The following is a 17926-nucleotide window of genomic DNA, read 5'->3' as shown; positions in this document are numbered from 1 at the left end:
GCTCGGCAGAAGTGCTCGTAGTGTGACCTGCGGCCAGCGCCGGCGCCCCTCGCGGAGGAGGACCGACACCGGCCGGTACCGCACCACTCGACGAGGAGAACCAGGTGACCCCACCGCTTTCGGTCCAGCTCTACACCGTCCGGGACGCCATCGCGACCGATCTACCCGGAACCCTGCGGCGCATCGCCGACATCGGGTTCACGAACGTCGAGCTCGCCGGCTACGTCGACCGCGCGGACGAGTACGCCGAGGCGTTGCAGGCCACGGGCCTCACCGCGCCGAGCGGTCACGCTCGCCTCCTCGGCGACGCCGGCCTCGATCTCGATCGCATCCTCAGCGCGAGCGTCACCGTCGGCCTCACCACGCTCATCGACCCGCACATCGACGAGGCGCGCTGGACCACCCGCGAGGACGTCGAGGCGATCGCCCGCGAGCTCGGAGCCGTCGCCGCACGGGCAGCGGACCACGGGTTGGCCCTCGGGTACCACAACCACGCGTTCGAGTTCGAGCACCGCATCGACGGCGTCTCCGCCTACGAGGTGTTCGCGAACGCCCTGCACGACGACGTCGTGCTCGAGCTCGACACGTACTGGTGCCAGGTCGGGGGTGACTCCGCGGTCGAGATCCTCGGCAAGCTCGGTGACAAGGTCCGGTTCCTGCACGTCAAGGACGGTGACGGGACGAAGAACGACAAGGCCCAGGTCGCGGTCGGCAACGGCATCATGCCCGTCCGCGAGATCATCGCCGCGGCGCCGCAGGCCCAGCAGGTCATCGAACTCGACGACCACGAGGGCGACGTGTTCCAGGCCGTCGCCGACAGCCACGCCTTCCTCACGGGGGTCCAGGCATGAGCGCCGCACGCACCGGCCGGGTCGGCGTCGGCGTCATCGGCGCCGGCGTGATCAGCGACCAGTACCTCTCCAACCTCACCGTCTTCCCCGACCTCGAGGTCCTGTTCATCGCGGACATCGACCTGCCGCGTGCGGCGGCACAGGCCGAGAAGTGGAACGTCCCCGGCTCCGGCACGGTCGATGAGCTCCTCGCCATCGACGACATCGAGATCGTCGTGAACCTGACCATCCCCGCCGCCCACGTCGAGGTCGCCACCAAGGCACTCGAGGCCGGCAAGCACGTCTGGGGCGAGAAGCCGTACGCCCTCGACCGCGAGAGCGGCCGCGCCCTCGTCGAGGCGGCCCACGCCGCGGGCAAGCGCGTGTGCGTCGCGCCGGACACGTTCCTCGGCGCCGGGCTCCAGACGTCCCTCCGCACCATCGCCGGTGGCGCGATCGGCACGCCCCTCAACGCGTTGACGATCATGCAGAGCCCCGGCCCCGAGTCCTGGCACCCGAGCCCCGAGTTCCTGTTCGCGTTCGGCGGTGGCCCGCTGTTCGACATCGGCCCGTACTACCTCACGACGCTCGTCCAGGTGTTCGGCCCGGTCGCGCAGGTGAGCGCCACCGCGTCGAAGGCCCGCGCCACCCGTGTGATCGGGTCCGGGCCGAAGGCCGGCACGGAGTTCCCGGTCGAGGTCCCGACGCACTACTCGGCGCTCATCGAGTTCGAGAACGGTGGCAGCGCGCAGAGCATCTTCAGCTTCGAGTCGGCCCAGCCGCGTGCCGGGTTCGTCGAGGTCTCGGGCGAGACGGGCACCGTGGTGTTCCCCGACCCGAACATGTTCGACGGGGACACGAAGCTCTGGACCGCCGGCTCCGAGGAGCCCGAGGTCATCCCCGCCACGGGGTCGACCTACACGCGGGGGACCGGCGTCGTCGAGCTCGCTCGCGCGATCCGCGCCGACGTGCCGGAACGCGTCCCCGGTGCGCTGGCGTTCCACGTGCTCGACGTCATGGTCTCGATCGCCGAGGCCGCCGAGCAGCACGGCCCCGTCCGCGTCGAGAGCACGGTGTCCTCGAGTCCCGTCCTCCCCGAGGACTTCGACCCCGCGGCGTCGACGCTCGCCTGACCCCGACCCGCGCGGCCGACACCAACGGCCGCGCGGGCCCCCGAACTTCCGTTTCCCTTCCTTTCCCTTCCCGATAGCACCTCCCACTCAACGACGAGAAAGCAGAGAGTCATGCGCACCACATTCCGCGCACTGGCCGTCGCCGCCGCAGGCGCACTGATGGTCACGGGCCTCGCGGCCTGTTCCTCCTCCGGTTCATCCGGATCCTCCAGCAGCGACGGCAAGACGCTCACCTACTGGGCGAGCAACCAGGGCACGAGCCTCCAGAACGACAAGGAGGTGCTCACGCCGGAGCTGGCCAAGTTCACCAAGCAGACCGGGATCAAGGTGAACCTCCAGGTCATCGGGTGGAACGACCTGCAGAACAAGATCCAGACCGCGGTCACTAGTGGCCAGGGCCCGGACGTGGTCAACATCGGCAACACCTGGGCGACCTCGCTCCAGGCCACCGGCGCGTTCATGCCGTTCGACAGCTCGGCGATGAAGGCGATCGGCGGCTCGGACAAGTTCGGCAAGGTGCCGCTGTCCACCGGTGGCGCCCCCGGCAAGACCGTGACGAGCGTCCCGCTCTACGGCCTCGCCTACGGCCTCTTCTACAACAAGGCCATGTTCGCCGCCGCCGGTCTCAAGCCGCCGACGACGTGGGAGGAGCTGACGAGCGACGCGCAGAAGCTCACCGACCCGGCCAAGGGTCAGTACGGGTTCTCCCTCGCCGCGGGTTCCTACACCGAGAACGCGCACTTCGCGTTCATCAACTCGGCGCAGAACGGTGGCCAGTGGTTCAACAGCAAGGGTGACCCGACGTTCACCTCGACCGCGAACGTCAACGGCATCAAGCGGTACCTCGACCTGATGCAGACCCAGAAGGCCGTGAACACCTCGAACGCCCAGTACGACAACGCGACGCAGTCGACGTCGGACTTCGCCAAGGGCAAGGCGGCGATGATCCTCAACCAGAACAACGCCGACGCCACCATCCAGTCGAACGGCATGTCCGCCGACAAGTACGGTGTGGTGCCCTTCCCGGCGCCGACGGGTGCGAAGCAGATCGCGAGCTTCCCGGCCGGCATCAACCTGTCCATCTTCAAGAACACGAAGAACAAGGACGGCGCGCTCAAGTTCGTCAAGTTCATGACGAGCGAGAGCACCCAGGCGACCCTCGACAAGCCGTACGCGGCCCTGCCGGTGCTCAAGAGCGCCGCGAACGCGACGGACCTGTCCGCCGAGACGAAGACGTTCCTCAACATCTACAACACGATGGCGAAGCCGCTGCCGCTGGTGCCGGCCGAGGACCAGTTCGAGTCCACCGTGGGCAAGTCGATGAACGACATGTTCGCCAAGATCGCCACCGGCAGCACGGTGTCGACCAGCCAGATCAAGTCGGCACTGCAGACCGCGCAGGACCAGGTGTCCCAGGCCAACGGCTGATCCCGACGGCGCCCCGGGTGATGGTGCCATCGCCCGGGGCGCCGCCCCTTCCCATCCCTGCACCCGCCGGAAGGTGATCCACATGTCAACGACGGTCCTCCCCGAGTCGTCCCGAGCTGCGGAGCTGACGACCGACTCACGGTCCACGCTCGCGAACAAGCCGCCCAAGCGGCGCCGTCACGGGCAGTGGCTGCCGTACGTGCTCCTGGCTCCCGCGATCCTGTTCGAGCTGCTCATCCACATCGTCCCGATGCTCACGGGCATCTGGATCAGCCTCGTCCAGCTCACCAAGTACTTCATCGCCAACTGGTCGAGCGCACCGTGGGCGGGCCTGCACAACTACAGCGTCGCGCTCGACTTCAACCAGGCGATCGGCAAGAGCCTGCTCAACTCGTTCCTGGTCACGTGCGGGTTCACCGTCCTGGTGGTCGGGTTCGCGTGGGTCCTCGGCATGGCCGCGGCGGTCGCCCTGCAGCGCGAGTTCCGCGGACGCTCCCTGTTCCGCACGCTGTTCCTGGTGCCCTACGCGCTGCCCCTCTACGCCGGCATCATCGCCTGGAAGTTCATGTTCCAGCGCGACACCGGCGCGATCAACCACATCCTCGTCGACCAGCTGCACCTCATGGCGCACGGTCCGTTCTGGCTGATCGGCAACAACGCGTTCGTCGCGATCGTGATCGTCGCCATCTGGCGGCTGTGGCCGTTCGCGTTCCTCATGCTCATGGCAGGCCTGCAGTCGATCCCGCAGGACGTCTACGAGGCGAGCTCGGTGGACGGCGCCAAGCCGTTCCGGCAGTGGCGCAGCATCACCCTGCCGATGGTGCGGTCGGTCAACGTCACCCTGGTCCTCGTGATGTTCCTCTGGACCTTCAACGACTTCAACACGCCCTACGTGCTGTTCGGCTCGACCGCGCAGCCGCCGGCCGCGGACCTCATCTCGTTCCACATCTACAACGCCTCGTTCATCACGTGGAACTTCGGCTCCGGCGCCGCGATGAGCGTGCTGCTGCTGCTGTTCCTGCTCATCGTCACGAGCGCCTACCTGCTCTTCACCAACCGGAGGTCCCAGCGTGCGTGAGACAACTGGCTCCAAGACGTTCCGCGTCATCGTCATCGTCCTGCTGTCGATCTTCACGATCGTGCCCCTGTACGTCATGATCACCTCGGCCCTCAAGCCGCTCGGTGACGTGCAGGGCGCGTTCACGTGGATCCCGACACACCTCACCTTCCAGCCGTTCATCGACATCTGGACCACGGTGCCGCTGGCGACCTACTTCGTGAACAGCCTGGTCGTCTGCTCGATCGCGACGCTGTTCTCGCTCGTCATCGCGATCTTCGCCGCGTACGCGGTGTCGCGGTGGACGTTCCGCGGTCGCAGCACGTTCACCACCTCGATCCTGGCGACCCAGATGTTCCCCGGCGTGCTGTTCCTGCTGCCGCTGTACCTCATCTTCGTCAACCTGGACCAGCTCCTCGGCATCCAGCTCGTCGGCACCCAGCTCGGCCTGATCATCACGTACCTGACGTTCGTGCTGCCGTTCTCGATCTGGATGCTCGCCGGCTACTTCGAGACCATCCCGCGCGATCTCGACGAGGCCGCCATGGTGGACGGGTCGGGTCCGCTCGGGGCGTTGTTCCGGGTGATCCTGCCGGCCGCGCGACCGGGCATCGTGGCCGTCGCGATCTACTCGTTCATGACGAGCTGGGGTGAGGTGCTGTTCGCGTCCGTCCTGACGAACGGGAACTCGCAGACCCTCGCCGTGGGCCTGCAGCAGTACTCGACCCAGACGAACGTGTACTGGAACCAGATCATGGCCGCCTCGCTCGTGGTCAGCATCCCGGTCGTCGTCGCGTTCCTCATCGTCCAGCGGCAGTTCGTCGCCGGTCTGACCGCAGGCGCCGTCAAGTAGGGACGAGCCACTCCGGGAGGGACGGTGCGGGTCGGACCCGCACCGTCCCTCCCGGCACGGTCGCCCCGTCGCTGGCGCGACGGTCCGGAGCCGGCGGGACAGGCCGACCTGTCTCCGCACGGCGCGTCCGAGCGACCGGCGGACGGCGGCGGACCAGGAGAGGATGGAGACCATGAGCGACGACAGCACGAGTGAGCCGCGCGGGCGGCAGTTGCGGCCCGGACAGACGAGCCGGGTGCACGTGGTCGACGTGACGACCGGCGAGGACCGCGTCGTGTTCGTGAGCGACCGCGTGCTCGTCGAGGCGCCGAACGTGTGGATCGACCGGGCGGGGAGCTCGGACGAACGGCTCGTGCTCAACGGCGACGGCGACCTCTTCACGCTCCCCGTGCCGCGGACCGGCTTGGTCCTCGACGAGAACGACCTGGTGCGGGTGCCGATGGACGGTGTCCCGGAGATCAACAACGACCACGTGCTCGATCCGTCCGGCACCTCGATCGTGGTCTCCGCCCGCGACGGCGACCTCTACCGCGTCACCCTGCCCGAGGGCACCGCGGCCGAGCCCGCCGAGCGGATCACCGACGCCGCCGCCGCGCCGGTCCGCCGCAAGTTCTACCTGCACGGCATCGCGCCCGACGGGTCCTCGCTCGCGGCGATCGTCGGCGAGCTGTCGGACGACGGCGTGTGGTCGACGGACGTCGCGCTCGTGGACCCGGCGACCGGCGAACCGACGTTCGTGACGCGCGACGAGCACGCCGACGACGGCGTGGTGTTCGCCCCGGACGGGTCCGCCCTGCTCTGGAACTCCGAACGATGGGAGCCCGAGCCCGGGCACGCGCAGCTGACACGGTTGCGACTCGACGGGGTGCCGGACAGCACCGCGGAGCACCCCGCGCTGACGGAACGAGCGGAGCAACTGACGCACGACGAGCGGGTGAACTGGTTCCCCCACCCGTCCCCGGACGGCCGGCACCTGCTGTACCTGGCGTACCCGACGGGCACCCAGGGGCACCCGGCCGACCGCGACGTCGAACTCCGGATGCTCCCCGGCGACGCCGTGCTCGGGACCACGACCGAGGCTCCGCGGACCGTCGCGGTGACGCAGGGTGGCCAGGGAACGGTGAACGTGCCGCCGTGGGCGCCGAGCTCGACGTGGTTCGCCTACTGCGACTACCCAGTCGACTGACCCGCGTCGAGATCGCACGACACGCCGCCTCCCGTCGTGGGGAAGCGGCGTGTCGTGCGATGTCGGCGCAGATGCCGTGCGTGCGGGACGGTCAGATGTCGCGCACCTGGCCGTTCTTGATGTGCAGACGGCGCTCGGCGCGGCGGGCGACCCACGAGTCGTGCGTCACGATGACGACCGTCAGGCCGCGGTCCTTCCACTGACCCTCGATGATCGACATGATCTCGTCACGGGTGCCCTCGTCGAGTGCCCCCGTCGGTTCGTCCGCGAGGAGCACCTTCGGGTTCTTGACCAGCGCCCGGGCGATCGCGACACGCTGCTGCTGGCCGCCGGACAGCTCGGCGGGCAGGTGCTCGAGGCGCTCGCCCAGTCCGACCGACTCGAGCGCCGCGGTCGCGCTCCGGGTGATCTCGTCACGTGACGACCGGGCGAGCGACCCCGCGAACGCCGTCTCGACGTTCTCGCGAGCGGTCAGCGTCGGGATGAGGTTGAAGGACTGGAACACGAACCCGATCTCGGATGCCCGGATCTCGGTGAGGGCGCCGTCGCCGAGCTCGGCGATGTCCCGGTCGCCGAGCACGACGGACCCGGACGTGGGTCGGTCGAGCGCGCCGAGCATCTGCAGCAGCGTCGACTTGCCGCCGCCGGTCGGACCCTGGATCGCGACGAGCTGGCCGGTCGGGATCTCGAGGTCGACCCCGGCCAGGGCGGTGACCTTCTTGTTCTTCTGGGCGTAGGTCTTGCCGACGCCGCTCAGCTGGTACATCGGGCGGTTCCCGCTGGCCGGTGCTGCGGCGGGTGCGATGGTCGAGACGCGGTCCGTGGTGGACATCGGTGCTCCTGACTGGTCGGTGGCGCTCGGGATCCGAGAGGGGTTCGAGGACGTGTCGGTGGGCATCAGGCGACGCTCCGGAGTGCTTCTGCCGGGCGGAGCCGGGAGGCCCGCCAGCCGCCGAGGACACCGGCGAGCAGCCCGCCGAGGATCGCCAGACCGATCGCGACGAGGATGATCTCGACGGTGACGGGGGCGTGCAGCACGACGTCGGTGGTCGAGGCCGTCTGTCCGCCGCCGAAGCCCCCCGCCCCGCCGAACCCACCCGAGGTCGCACCGGATCCGCTCGTGCCGGCGTTCGGCGCGCCGGTTGCGGCGGCCCCGGGGAACCCGCCGCCGGTGCCGGGGCCGCCACGGGCCCCGTTCGTGCCGGTGCTGGAGGCGCTGGCGGAGATGGTGGGGGCGATGACGTTGATGACGAGGATGCCGACCAGGCCCGCGACGGCTCCGACGACGCCGCCGATGATGCCCTGGACGAACGACTCCCCGGCGACCTGCCGCGTGATGCGGCCGTTGGACCAGCCGATGGCCTTCAGGGTGCCGAACTCGCGGGTGCGGCGGCTCACGCCGGAGATCGTGAACAGGATGGCGATGAGGAACGCGGCGGCGAGGACCACGATCGACAGCCAGGTGCCGAGGTTCGACACGAGGCTCGACGCGGTCGAGAGGGACCCGGACACGCTCGATGCGAGGTCGGCCTCGGTGGAGACGGTCGCCTTGGTGAGCTTCTTCTCGAGCGCGGTCTTGATGCTGCTGACGTTCGAGGACGAGGCCGCGGAGACGTAGATCGTGGTGACCTTGCCGGTCTCGCTCGAGAGCTTCTGTGCGGTGTCGAGCGGGATGTACGAATCCGACGCGGTCGCGGAGTCGGACGACGTGGACGCCACGATGCCGACCACGGTGAACGTCGTGTCGCCGATCGAGATGGTGTCGCCGACGGTCTTCGACTGGCTCTTGGCGTACGTCTTGTCGAGCACGACGACGTCCTTGCCCGCGTCCGAGGACCGGAGCGCCCGCCCCTTCGTGAGCTTCGCGCTCGTCAGCGGGCCGACCGTGCTGCTGCTCGTCGGGATGCCCGTGACCGTGAACTCGTCGATGCTGAAGTTCCCGCCGCCGAACCCGCCGCCCTGACCGCCCGTCGGCGCCTGACGCGTGCCGGACGAGCCGGACGAGCCGGACGAGCCCGACGTGCCGGAGGACGAGTCCTGTCGCTGGGCGATGGAACCCGAGAACGTGCTGTTCGTGAGGTTCAGCACCCCGGACGCGGCGGACACGCCGGCCGTGGAGGTGACCGTCGTCACGGTGCTGTCCGACATGGCGGTGGTGCCGCGGGTGACCGACAGCCGCGACTTCGACAGCTTCGTGGTGCCGTCGCTGCCGGTGGCACCGCCGCTCTGGCCGAAGCCGAAGCTCGGGCGGCCGCCGTCCGTGGTGGCGCTCGCGGTCTGGGTGACCGTGATGTCGGTGCCGACGCCGTACACGGACTGCAACACAGTGGACTGCGCTGCCTTCACGCCGCTCGAGATCGACGACACGATGATCACGAGCGCGATGGCCAACGCCATCCCGATCGCGATGATCACGGTCTGCTTCTTGCGGTTCGTGAGCTCGCGCCTGAGGTAGGTCAGGAACATGGTTCTCCTCGCAGGGGCCGGCGGGGAACACCGTCATGCTGTCGCAGGACGGGGCCGACGAGGAGACCGTAGGGAGGGGTGCTGTGCGCGGAGTTGCCCGCTCCTATGGGATTCCCCAGTGCGGTCGACCTCGGCTCAGCACCTCACCGGACGAGACCGGACTCCTGCGCGACCGAGGGGACGGCCGGGCCGGGGAACACGTCGAGGACGAAGTCGTCCTCCTCGTGGTGCACGAGCGGTGACCGGGGCCAGCGCGCGCGGAGGCGGGCGTGCACGGCGTCGCCGTCGAGCCCAGCGTCGCCGATCGGGTGGCGCCAGTGGCATGCGACGAGGACCCCGTCTGGGTCGAGGGACCGGAACACCCGCTCGACCGTCGTTCCGAGGTCGGCGGCGCTCAGGTCGTGGCCGACCTCGGACAGCACGACGAGGTCGAAGCGCCCGTCCGGCCACTCCTGGGGGACGGTCATGCGGAGGAACGTCGCGCGCGGTGCCGTGCGGCGGGCCTGCTCGAGGGGTGCCCGGGCCATGTCGACGCCGAGCACCGCGTCCGTCCGCTCCGTGAGCTCACGGGTGAGGAACCCCGTCGCGCAGCCGATCTCGAGCGCGGACCGCCAGCGCTCGCGCGGGAGGGCCGCCAGCGTGACCGCCCGCTTCCGGCGCTCGTACCAGTCGTGCTCGAAGTCCCGGCCGTCCGGTCGGCGCGCGGAGTGCGCCTCGGAGGACGCGCGGGTCCGCGAGCCGGACCCGTCCGGCGACGGCTGGTCCGCCGGTCCGGCCTCGCCCCCGCCCGGTGCGGGGGTCGTCCTGGGGTCCTCCTCGACCGGTGCTGCCGTCGTTCCGGGCTCCTCCTCGGCGGGTGCTGCCGTGGTTCCGGGCTCCTCCTCGGCGGGTGCTGCCGTCGTTCCGGGCTCCTCGATGCTCGGCCGCTCGGTGGCGGCGATGCGGAAGAAGACCTCCTCGGCGCGCGTGAAGTGCTCGAGGTGACGGAGGTCGACGATCGCCTCGTCGCCCGGGGCGTCCGAGAGCGCGCCGACCTGCGACGCGTACATCGTGAGCGCGATGAACTTCCGCTCACGCAGCGCGGGCGGGACCGGGAGGGCCGTGACACGGTCCCACGGACCGCTCGCCGACGCGGGGTCGTCCCAGTGCCACATCCAGATCGGGTACTCGACGAGCGTCACGCCGTCGTGGGCGGCGGCGGCCTCCTCGGCCACCTCGCCCGCGGCGCGGTGGTCGCGGTCACCGTCACCCGTCCACGGCGCCGCGAGGAGGGTCGGGGTCGGCATGCCCGCGAGGACGTGGTCGAGCGCGTCACGCAACGTCGAGCGGTGCTCGCGGAGCTCGCCGTCCGGCAGGCGGACGCGGGTGGCGCGGATGTCCGGCTGGAGCACCTGGAGCGCCGTTGCGAACTCGGACTCGCGGAGCGCGGCGAGCCGATCGGGCGTGGTCGTCGGGGAGTCCGGGTGCGACCGCTCGCCGCGCGTGGCGAGCAGGACCCGTGCCGGCAACCCGAGTTCGGCGGCCGTCGCCAGCAGCCCCCCGGCGGCGAGGGTCTCGTCGTCCGGGTGGGGTGCGAGCACCACGACCGACGCGATCCCGTCGAGGTCGAGCCGCTCCGTCGTCCGCTCCGCGAGGAACGTCGTCCACGACGCGGGGTCGGTGCCGGGCTCCCGGTGGTCGAAGCTCACCATGTCAGTCCTCCTCGGTCGTGTCGGACGGGTGGTGCGCGGACGGCGCGGCGGTCGGGTGGAGCACCCTGCCACCGTACGCACGGAGGAGCGGCTGCGCCGCCGCCCGACAGATGTCGGGGATGCCGACGCCATCGCATCCACAGGCGGTCCTCCGGTCCTCCTCAGACCGCTCATAGGCGAGTCCAGATACTCGGAAGACGTGACCATCTCCCAGCCCTCAGCCGCTCCCCGTCTCACCCGTGCCGACGGCTCGCCGTTGCGCATCCTCGTCGTCGACGACGAGTCCAGCCTGACCGACCTGCTCTCCATGGCCCTGCGGTACGAGGGATGGGACGTCACGAGCGCGAACGGCGGTCAGGACGCCCTGGCCAAGGCCCGCGAGTTCCGGCCGGACGCGATGGTGCTCGACGTGATGATGCCGGACCTCGACGGCCTCCAGGTCCTCAACCGACTCCGGCAGAACAACGACGACACCCCCGTCCTCTTCCTCACCGCGAAGGACAGCGTCGAGGACCGGGTGAGCGGGCTCACGGCGGGCGGCGACGACTACGTCACGAAGCCGTTCAGCCTGGAGGAGGTCGTGGCGCGGCTCCGCGGACTGATCCGACGGTCGCAGATCAGCATCGCCGAGGCCGGTGACTCCACGATCACCGTCGGCGACCTCGTGCTCGACGAGGAGTCGTACGAGGTGCACCGTGCCGGTCGGTCGATCGAACTCACCGCCACCGAGTTCGAGCTCCTCCGCTTCCTCATGCGGAACCCGCGACGCGTGCTCTCGAAGGCACAGATCCTCGACCGCGTCTGGAGCTACGACTTCGGTGGCAAGTCGAGCGTGGTCGAGATCTACATCTCGTACCTGCGCAAGAAGATCGACGCGGGCGAGACGCCGATGATCCACACGGTCCGCGGCGTCGGCTACGTCATCAAGCCGACGTCCTGACCGACGGGTGACCACGCCCGGACCGCCCCGACGAAGGCACCTCCACCCATGACGCTCCGTCGACGCCTCGTGCTCAGCATCGTCGCCCTCGTCGTCGCCGTGAGCGCGGTGATCGGCGCGGGCAGCATCATCGCGCTCGCGACCATCCAGACGACGAGCATCGACTCGCAGATCGAACACGCGACGGACCGGGCGCAGAGCCACCTGAACCAGGGCGGCGGCGGATTCGGAGGCGCGCCTCCCGACGACCTCGCCCGACCGGCGGGTCAAGCGGCCGGCACGCTCACGGCCGTGTACCTCAACGGGAACCGTGTCTTCAGCACGATCATCCAGGAGAGCGGCTCCATCAAGCAGCTCACCGCGGGCCAGGCGCAGACGCTCGCGCAGGCGACCGTCGGGAACGGGGCGCAGACCGTGCACCTCGGGGGCAGCGTCGGTGACTACCGGGTCGCCGCGGTCGCGACCACGAACGGCGTGCTCGTCGTCGGCCTGCCGATGGCCCCGGTCTACGCGAGCATCTGGAACCTCATCTGGGTGGTCGTCGTCGTGATGGTCGTCGCGCTCGTCGCCGCGAGCCTCGTCGCCACGTACGCCGTCCGCCGTTCCCTGCGCCCGCTCGAACGCGTCGCCGAGACCGCGACGACGGTCGCGCGCCTGCCCCTCGTCCGAGGCGACCAGCTCGCCGACGTGCGGGTGCCGCAGCAGGACACCGACCCGCGGACCGAGGTCGGGCGCGTCGGCACCGCCTTCAACCGCATGCTCGGCCACATCGGCGACGCCATGCGTGCCCGTGAGGCCAGCGAGGACAAGGTCCGGCAGTTCGTCGCCGACGCGTCGCACGAGCTCCGGACCCCGTTGGCCTCCATCCGCGGGTACGCCGAACTGACGCGGCGCATGTCCGTCGACCTGCCCGACGACGTCGTGTACGCCATGAGTCGCGTGGAGGCCGAGTCCGTCCGGATGACCGGGATGGTCGAGGACCTGCTGCTGCTCGCCCGACTCGACGAGGGGCGCGAGATCCAGTTCGACGACGTCGACCTGACCGGGCTCGTCCTCGACGCCGTGAACGACGCGCACGCCGCCAGTCCCGGCCATCTCATCGACGTGGACGTGCCGGACGAGCCCGTCGTGGTGCTCGGCGACGCCGCACGGTTGCACCAGGTGGTCGTCAACCTCGTCACGAACGCCCGCACGCACACCCCGGACGGCACCCGGATCACGGTCGGGATCGCGACCGGTCCGGAGGGGGTGGACCTGACCGTCCGCGACACCGGACAGGGAATCGACCCCGCGTTCCTGCCGAAGATGTTCGAGCGGTTCGCGCGTGCCGACAGCTCGCGGAGCCGGACCGCCGGATCGACCGGCCTCGGGCTCGCGATCGTCGACGCGGTCGTCCAGGCCCACGGCGGCGTCGTGTCCGTCCGGAGTGTCCCGGGCGACACGGTGTTCACGGTCCGTCTGCCGGCGGTGCCGTCGCGCCCGGACGACCTGCGCCGATCGGGAGTCGCCGCGTCGGGCGCGTGAGCGGTCGTCCGCCGGTTGTGGCCCTGCGGCGGGGCTGGTACGCTTCCGGAAGCCAAAGACCGCCGGTTGCCGCCGTGCCTGCACAGTTCCCACTGTCGCTGGTGTGGTGGCCGAAGGTCCTCGTCCGACGAGGCAGCCCGCGCAGGTGTTCCGAACCGCTCACACGCCTCGCGTGGGTCCAGCTCCGAGCCTCTGCGCCGGAGCTTTTTTCGTGTTCGGGACCGGGGGCTGCCGGCACAGACCCTAAGGAGAGCCATGGCGAACAAGGAAGCTGCGGTCGCCGAGCTGTCGGATCACTTCCGCAACTCGAACGCCGTCCTGCTGACCGAGTACCGCGGTCTCACGGTTGCCCAGCTCAAGCAGCTGCGGACTGACATCCGCGAGCACGCCACGTACGCCGTGGTGAAGAACACGCTCACGAAGATCGCTGCCAACGAGGCGGGCATCTCGTCGTTCGACGACGAGCTGGCCGGTCCGTCCGCGATCGCCTTCGTGCACGGTGACACCGTCGCCGTCGCGAAGTCGCTGCGTGCATTCGCCAAGGCGAACCCTCAGCTCGTGGTCAAGGGGGGGTACTTCGACGGTAACCCCCTGACCGCTTCTGAGGTGGACAAGCTCGCCGACCTCGAGTCGCGGGAGGTGCTGCTCGGCAAGCTGGCCGGCGCCTTCAAGGCATCGCTGTTCGGCGCCGCGTACCTGTTCAACGCGCCCCTCTCGCAGGCCGTCCGCACCGTCGAGGCACTGCGCGAGAAGCAGGAGTCCGCAGCCTGATCGGGCCTGCGGTAGACAACCACACCACGTAGCAAGGAGAGAACAATGGCCAAGCTGTCCCAGGACGAGCTCATCGACGCCTTCAAGGAGCTCACGCTCATCGAGCTCTCGGACTTCGTCAAGAAGTTCGAGGAGGTCTTCGAGGTCACCGCCGCCGCTCCCGTCGCCGTCGCCGCCGCTGGTGGCGCGGGCGCCGCCCCGGCCGAGGAGGTCGAGGAGAAGACGGAGTTCGACGTCGTGCTCGAGTCCGCCGGCGACAAGAAGATCCAGGTCATCAAGGAGGTGCGCGCCCTCACGAGCCTCGGCCTCGGCGAGGCGAAGGCGCTCGTCGACGGTGCCCCCGCGAACGTCCTCGAGGGCGTCAACAAGGAGACCGCCGACAAGGCCGCCGACCAGCTCAAGGGCGCCGGCGCGACCGTCACGGTCAAGTAAGACCCGTCGGTACCGCTCGCACGGAGGCCGTCGTCCCCTCGGGGACGGCGGCCTCCGTCGTTCCCGGGCGACGCACCGCCCGTCGTCGCCGGGCGCCACGACGCGCACGCTCACCGACGGTGCGACGGCGCCCGTCCGCGTCGGCGCGCGCGACTACCCTGGACCCTCATGACGAGGATCGCGCCGTGAGCCGGATGGACGCCGTCGCCGGCGGCGGTGGCATGCGGGGCGGCGGCGGGGGCGGACCCATGCGCGGCAACCGGATCTCGAGCGGCGACCCGGACGCCCAGCGGGCCATGAACGCGGCAGCGCCGAAGATCCCCGACCTGCTCGGTCGCATCGCGGGGCTGTTCCGGCCGCATCGGACGGCGATCATCGGGACCGTCGTGCTCGTGCTCCTCGGGGCGGCGCTCAGCGTGATCCCGCCGCTGCTCACCCAGAAGGCGTTCGACCTCGGGCTCTTCCCCCGGTCCGGACATCCCGACCTGCCCGTGCTCGGATGGCTCGTCGCGGGCATGGTCGCGCTGTGGATCGCGTCGGCGGGGCTCGGCGTCTGGCAGACCTACCTGACCGCGACCGTCGGCAACCGGGTGATGGGTGCCATGCGCACGCAGCTGTTCGGTCACCTGCAGCGCATGGAACTCGCGTTCTTCACACGCACGAAGACCGGTGTCATCCAGTCGCGCCTCCAGAACGACGTCGGTGGGGTCGCGAGCGTCCTCAACAACACCATCTCGTCCGTCCTCGGCAACACCGTGACCGTGATCGCCGCCGTCGTCGCGATGGTGCTGCTCAGTTGGCAGATGACGATCGTCGCGGTCGTGCTCCTGCCGCTGCTGGTGATCGCGCAGCGTCGCGTCGGCCGGGTCCGCGCCCGCATCGCCGCCGAGACGCAGGAGTCCCTGTCGGACATGACGGCGATCACGCAGGAGGCCCTGAGCGTGTCGGGCATCCTGCTCGCCAAGAGCTTCAACCGCCAGGGCGCCGAGATCGACCGGTACGAGGCCGAGAACCGCAACCAGATCCGCCTGCAGGTACGTCAGCAGATGTCCGGGCAGTGGTTCTTCGCGATCGTGCAGATCTTCCTGTCCGTGATCCCGGCGATCATCTACCTCGTCGCGGCCTGGCTCATCGTCGGTGGTGTGCCCGTCACCGCCGGGACGATCGTCGCGTTCACCACCGTGCAGTCGCGGCTCTTGTTCCCGACGGTCGGGTTGCTCCGCGTCGTGCTCGACCTGCAGACGTCCGGGGCGCTGTTCGCGCGCATCTTCGAGTACCTCGACCTGCGGCCGGCCATCACCGACCCGGCGGATCCCGTCCCCGTGGACGAGTCGCGGATCGGCGCGCTCGCGTTCGAGGACGTGACGTTCGTCTACCCGGACGGCGACCCGGACGAGCCGACGCTCCGTGGGCTGTCGTTCGACCTCGAGCCCGGACGTTTCGCCGCGTTCGTCGGACCGTCCGGCGCCGGCAAGACCACGATCTCGTACCTCGTGCCCCGGTTGTACGACGCGACGACGGGCACGGTCCGGTTCGCTGGCACCGACGTCCGCGCGATCGCGCAGGACGACCTGGTGCGGCACGTCGGCGTCGTCAGCCAGGAGACCTACCTGTTCCACGCGACGATCGCCGACAACCTCCGCTACGCCAAGCCGGACGCGACCGACGACGAGCTCCGCGCGGCCGCCCGTGCCGCCAACATCGACGCGACGATCCAGTCGTTCCCCGACGGCTACGCGACCGTCGTGGGGGAGCGCGGCTACCGACTCTCCGGCGGCGAGAAGCAGCGCATCGCGATCGCGCGCGTCCTGCTCAAGGACCCGCCGGTGCTCGTGCTCGACGAGGCGACGAGCGCGCTCGACTCCATCTCGGAGCGGGTGGTGCAGGACGCCCTGGACGCGGCCGCCCGCGGTCGGACGACGATCGCGATCGCGCACCGGTTGTCCACCGTGCGGGACGCCGACGTCATCTTCGTCGTCGACCACGGCCGGATCGTCGAGCGCGGCGACCACGAGGAGCTCCTGGCACTCGGCGGTGTCTACGCGGCGCTGCACCGTCAGCAGAACGAGCCGGTGGTCGCCGCTGCCCAGGGCGTCGAGGCCTGAACGCAGGGCCTCAGCAGGCGCGGCGCCGCGGGAGACCCGTGCGACGTCCGCTGCCGGGGGGCGTTCGCCGACCTGCCAGGTCATGCGGCAGGGGCACGACGTACACTCGATGACCGTGCGCTACGCCAACTCCGTCATCGACCTGGTCGGGAACACCCCGCTCGTCCGCCTCAACTCGGTGACGGCGGGGGTCGCCGCGACCGTCCTCGTCAAGGTCGAGTACTTCAACCCGGGTGGCTCGGCCAAGGACCGCATCGCCACCCGGATCATGGACGACGCCGAGGCGAAGGGGCAGCTCGGACCGGGCGGCACGATCGTCGAGCCCACGAGCGGCAACACCGGCGTCGGTCTGGCGCTCGTCGCCCAGCAGCGTGGGTACCGGTGCGTCTTCGTCCTCCCCGACAAGGTCGGCGAGGACAAGCGCAACGTCCTCACCGCCTACGGTGCCGAGATCGTCATCACCCCGACCGCCGTGCCGCCGGAGCACCCCGAGTCCTACTACTCGGTCTCGGACCGCCTGGTGCAGGAGATCCCCGGCGCGTTCAAACCGAACCAGTACGCCAACCCGAACGGGCCGCGCAGCCACTACGAGACGACCGGCCCCGAGATCTGGCGGGACACCGACGGGACGATCACGCACTTCGTCGCGGGCGTCGGAACCGGCGGCACGATCAGCGGGACGGGACGGTACCTCAAGGAGGTCTCGGAGGGCGGCGTGCGCATCGTCGGTGCGGACCCCGAGGGCAGCGTCTACTCCGGCGGCACCGGACGCCCGTACCTCGTCGAGGGTGTCGGTGAGGACTTCTGGCCGCCCGCCTACGACGGCAGCGTCGTCGACGAGGTCATCGCGGTCTCGGACGCGGAGTCGTTCGCGATGACCCGCCGCCTCGCCCGCGAGGAGGGCCTGCTCGTCGGTGGCTCCAGCGGCATGGCCGTCGTGGCCGCCCTCCGTGCCGCGCGCGACCTCGGACCGGACGACGTCGTCGTCGTGCTCCTGCCGGACGGGGGCCGTGGCTACCTCGGCAAGATCTTCAACGAGCGCTGGATGCGCTCGTACGGATTCGTCGAGACCGAGGACGAGCGCACGGTCGGCGCACTCCTGCAGGCCAAGACCGGCGCCCTGCCGGACCTCGTGCACGCCCACCCGTCGGACACCGTGCGCGACGTCATCGACATCATGAAGACGTACGGGGTCTCGCAGATGCCGGTGCTCTCGGCCGAGCCGCCCGTCGTCATCGGCGAGGTCGTCGGCGCGATCGAGGAGCAGGAGCTGCTCGAGGCCGTGTTCACGGGCGCGGCCCGCATGACCGACTCGCTGTCGGCCTCGGTCGGCGACCCGCTGCCGATCATCGGCATCGGTGAGTCCGTCACGGCTGCCCGCCGTGCGCTCGAGGACACGAACGCCCTGCTCGTCGTCGAGGACGGCAAGCCCGTCTCGGTCGTCACCCGCCACGACCTGCTCGCGTTCCTGTCCGCGTAGCCGTTCCCGGCCCCGCTGGGCGGCCCCTCC

Annotated in this window: 15 protein-coding genes; 12 read left to right on the top strand and 3 right to left on the bottom strand. The window is 70.1% G+C overall.

What is annotated here, in order from left to right:
• The first annotated feature begins 104 nt into the window (after positions 1-104).
• The 6 genes from DEI93_RS11035 to DEI93_RS11010 all read left to right on the top strand — a co-directional run bounded on the left by DEI93_RS11035 (position 105) and on the right by DEI93_RS11010 (position 6487).
• Positions 105-851 (top strand): sugar phosphate isomerase/epimerase family protein, encoded by a 747-nt coding sequence (locus DEI93_RS11035; RefSeq protein ID WP_111009447.1) that lies wholly within the window; start codon positions 105-107, stop codon positions 849-851.
• Positions 848-1963, top strand: a complete 1116-nt coding sequence (locus DEI93_RS11030; RefSeq protein WP_111009448.1) for a Gfo/Idh/MocA family protein — start codon at positions 848-850, stop codon at positions 1961-1963. Before DEI93_RS11035 ends, DEI93_RS11030 begins: the two co-directional genes overlap by 4 nt.
• Positions 1964-2074: 111 nt before the next feature.
• Positions 2075-3391, top strand: a complete 1317-nt coding sequence (locus tag DEI93_RS11025) for an ABC transporter substrate-binding protein (RefSeq protein ID WP_111009449.1) — start codon at positions 2075-2077, stop codon at positions 3389-3391.
• 82 nt (positions 3392-3473) lie between these two features.
• Positions 3474-4469, top strand: a complete 996-nt coding sequence (locus DEI93_RS11020) for a carbohydrate ABC transporter permease (protein ID WP_111009450.1) — start codon at positions 3474-3476, stop codon at positions 4467-4469.
• Positions 4462-5301 (top strand): carbohydrate ABC transporter permease, encoded by an 840-nt coding sequence (locus DEI93_RS11015; protein ID WP_111009451.1) that lies wholly within the window; start codon positions 4462-4464, stop codon positions 5299-5301. Before DEI93_RS11020 ends, DEI93_RS11015 begins: the two co-directional genes overlap by 8 nt.
• Positions 5302-5473: 172 nt before the next feature.
• The gene (locus tag DEI93_RS11010; RefSeq protein ID WP_111119315.1) at positions 5474-6487 is read left to right on the top strand and encodes a TolB family protein; all 1014 of its coding nucleotides are present in this window, start codon (positions 5474-5476) and stop codon (positions 6485-6487) included.
• 91 nt (positions 6488-6578) lie between these two features.
• Here DEI93_RS11010 and DEI93_RS11005 read toward each other — a convergent pair whose 3' ends face one another.
• From DEI93_RS11005 to DEI93_RS10995, 3 genes are all read right to left on the bottom strand, one after another.
• Positions 6579-7253, bottom strand: coding sequence for an ABC transporter ATP-binding protein (locus DEI93_RS11005; protein WP_111027065.1), 675 nt, complete (start codon positions 7251-7253; stop codon positions 6579-6581).
• A gap of 131 nt (positions 7254-7384) precedes the next feature.
• Positions 7385-8953: an ABC transporter permease gene (locus tag DEI93_RS11000; protein ID WP_111119239.1), complete on the bottom strand. Its 1569-nt coding sequence runs from the start codon at positions 8951-8953 to the stop codon at positions 7385-7387.
• A gap of 143 nt (positions 8954-9096) precedes the next feature.
• Positions 9097-10644 (bottom strand): bifunctional PIG-L family deacetylase/class I SAM-dependent methyltransferase, encoded by a 1548-nt coding sequence (locus tag DEI93_RS10995; protein ID WP_181435977.1) that lies wholly within the window; start codon positions 10642-10644, stop codon positions 9097-9099.
• Positions 10645-10843: 199 nt separating this feature from the next.
• Between DEI93_RS10995 and DEI93_RS10990 the strand changes: the two genes are divergently transcribed.
• The 6 genes from DEI93_RS10990 (at position 10844) to DEI93_RS10965 (ending at position 17896) form a co-directional block, all read left to right on the top strand.
• Positions 10844-11584, top strand: coding sequence for a response regulator transcription factor (locus tag DEI93_RS10990; RefSeq protein ID WP_111009454.1), 741 nt, complete (start codon positions 10844-10846; stop codon positions 11582-11584).
• 48 nt (positions 11585-11632) lie between these two features.
• Positions 11633-13108 carry a sensor histidine kinase gene (locus tag DEI93_RS10985; protein WP_111013526.1) on the top strand — a complete coding sequence of 492 codons (1476 nt, stop codon included), beginning with the start codon at positions 11633-11635 and terminating at the stop codon, positions 13106-13108.
• A gap of 255 nt (positions 13109-13363) precedes the next feature.
• Entirely contained in the window at positions 13364-13879 is a 516-nt protein-coding gene (gene rplJ / locus DEI93_RS10980) for a 50S ribosomal protein L10 (protein ID WP_111009456.1), read from the top strand.
• Between the two features lie 45 nt (positions 13880-13924).
• Positions 13925-14311: a 50S ribosomal protein L7/L12 gene (gene rplL / locus DEI93_RS10975; RefSeq protein ID WP_111009457.1), complete on the top strand. Its 387-nt coding sequence runs from the start codon at positions 13925-13927 to the stop codon at positions 14309-14311.
• 194 nt (positions 14312-14505) lie between these two features.
• Entirely contained in the window at positions 14506-16416 is a 1911-nt protein-coding gene (locus DEI93_RS10970) for an ABC transporter ATP-binding protein (protein WP_181434864.1), read from the top strand.
• Positions 16417-16531: 115 nt separating this feature from the next.
• The gene (locus DEI93_RS10965) at positions 16532-17896 is read left to right on the top strand and encodes a cystathionine beta-synthase (protein ID WP_111013593.1); all 1365 of its coding nucleotides are present in this window, start codon (positions 16532-16534) and stop codon (positions 17894-17896) included.
• The last annotated feature ends 30 nt before the right edge of the window (positions 17897-17926 follow it).

The organism is Curtobacterium sp. MCBD17_035, from assembly GCF_003234815.2.
In the GTDB taxonomy this organism is placed as follows: Bacteria; Actinomycetota; Actinomycetes; order Actinomycetales; family Microbacteriaceae; genus Curtobacterium.
The sequence above is the reverse complement of the archived record's forward strand: the minus strand, read 5'-3'. Positions and strand labels throughout refer to the sequence as shown.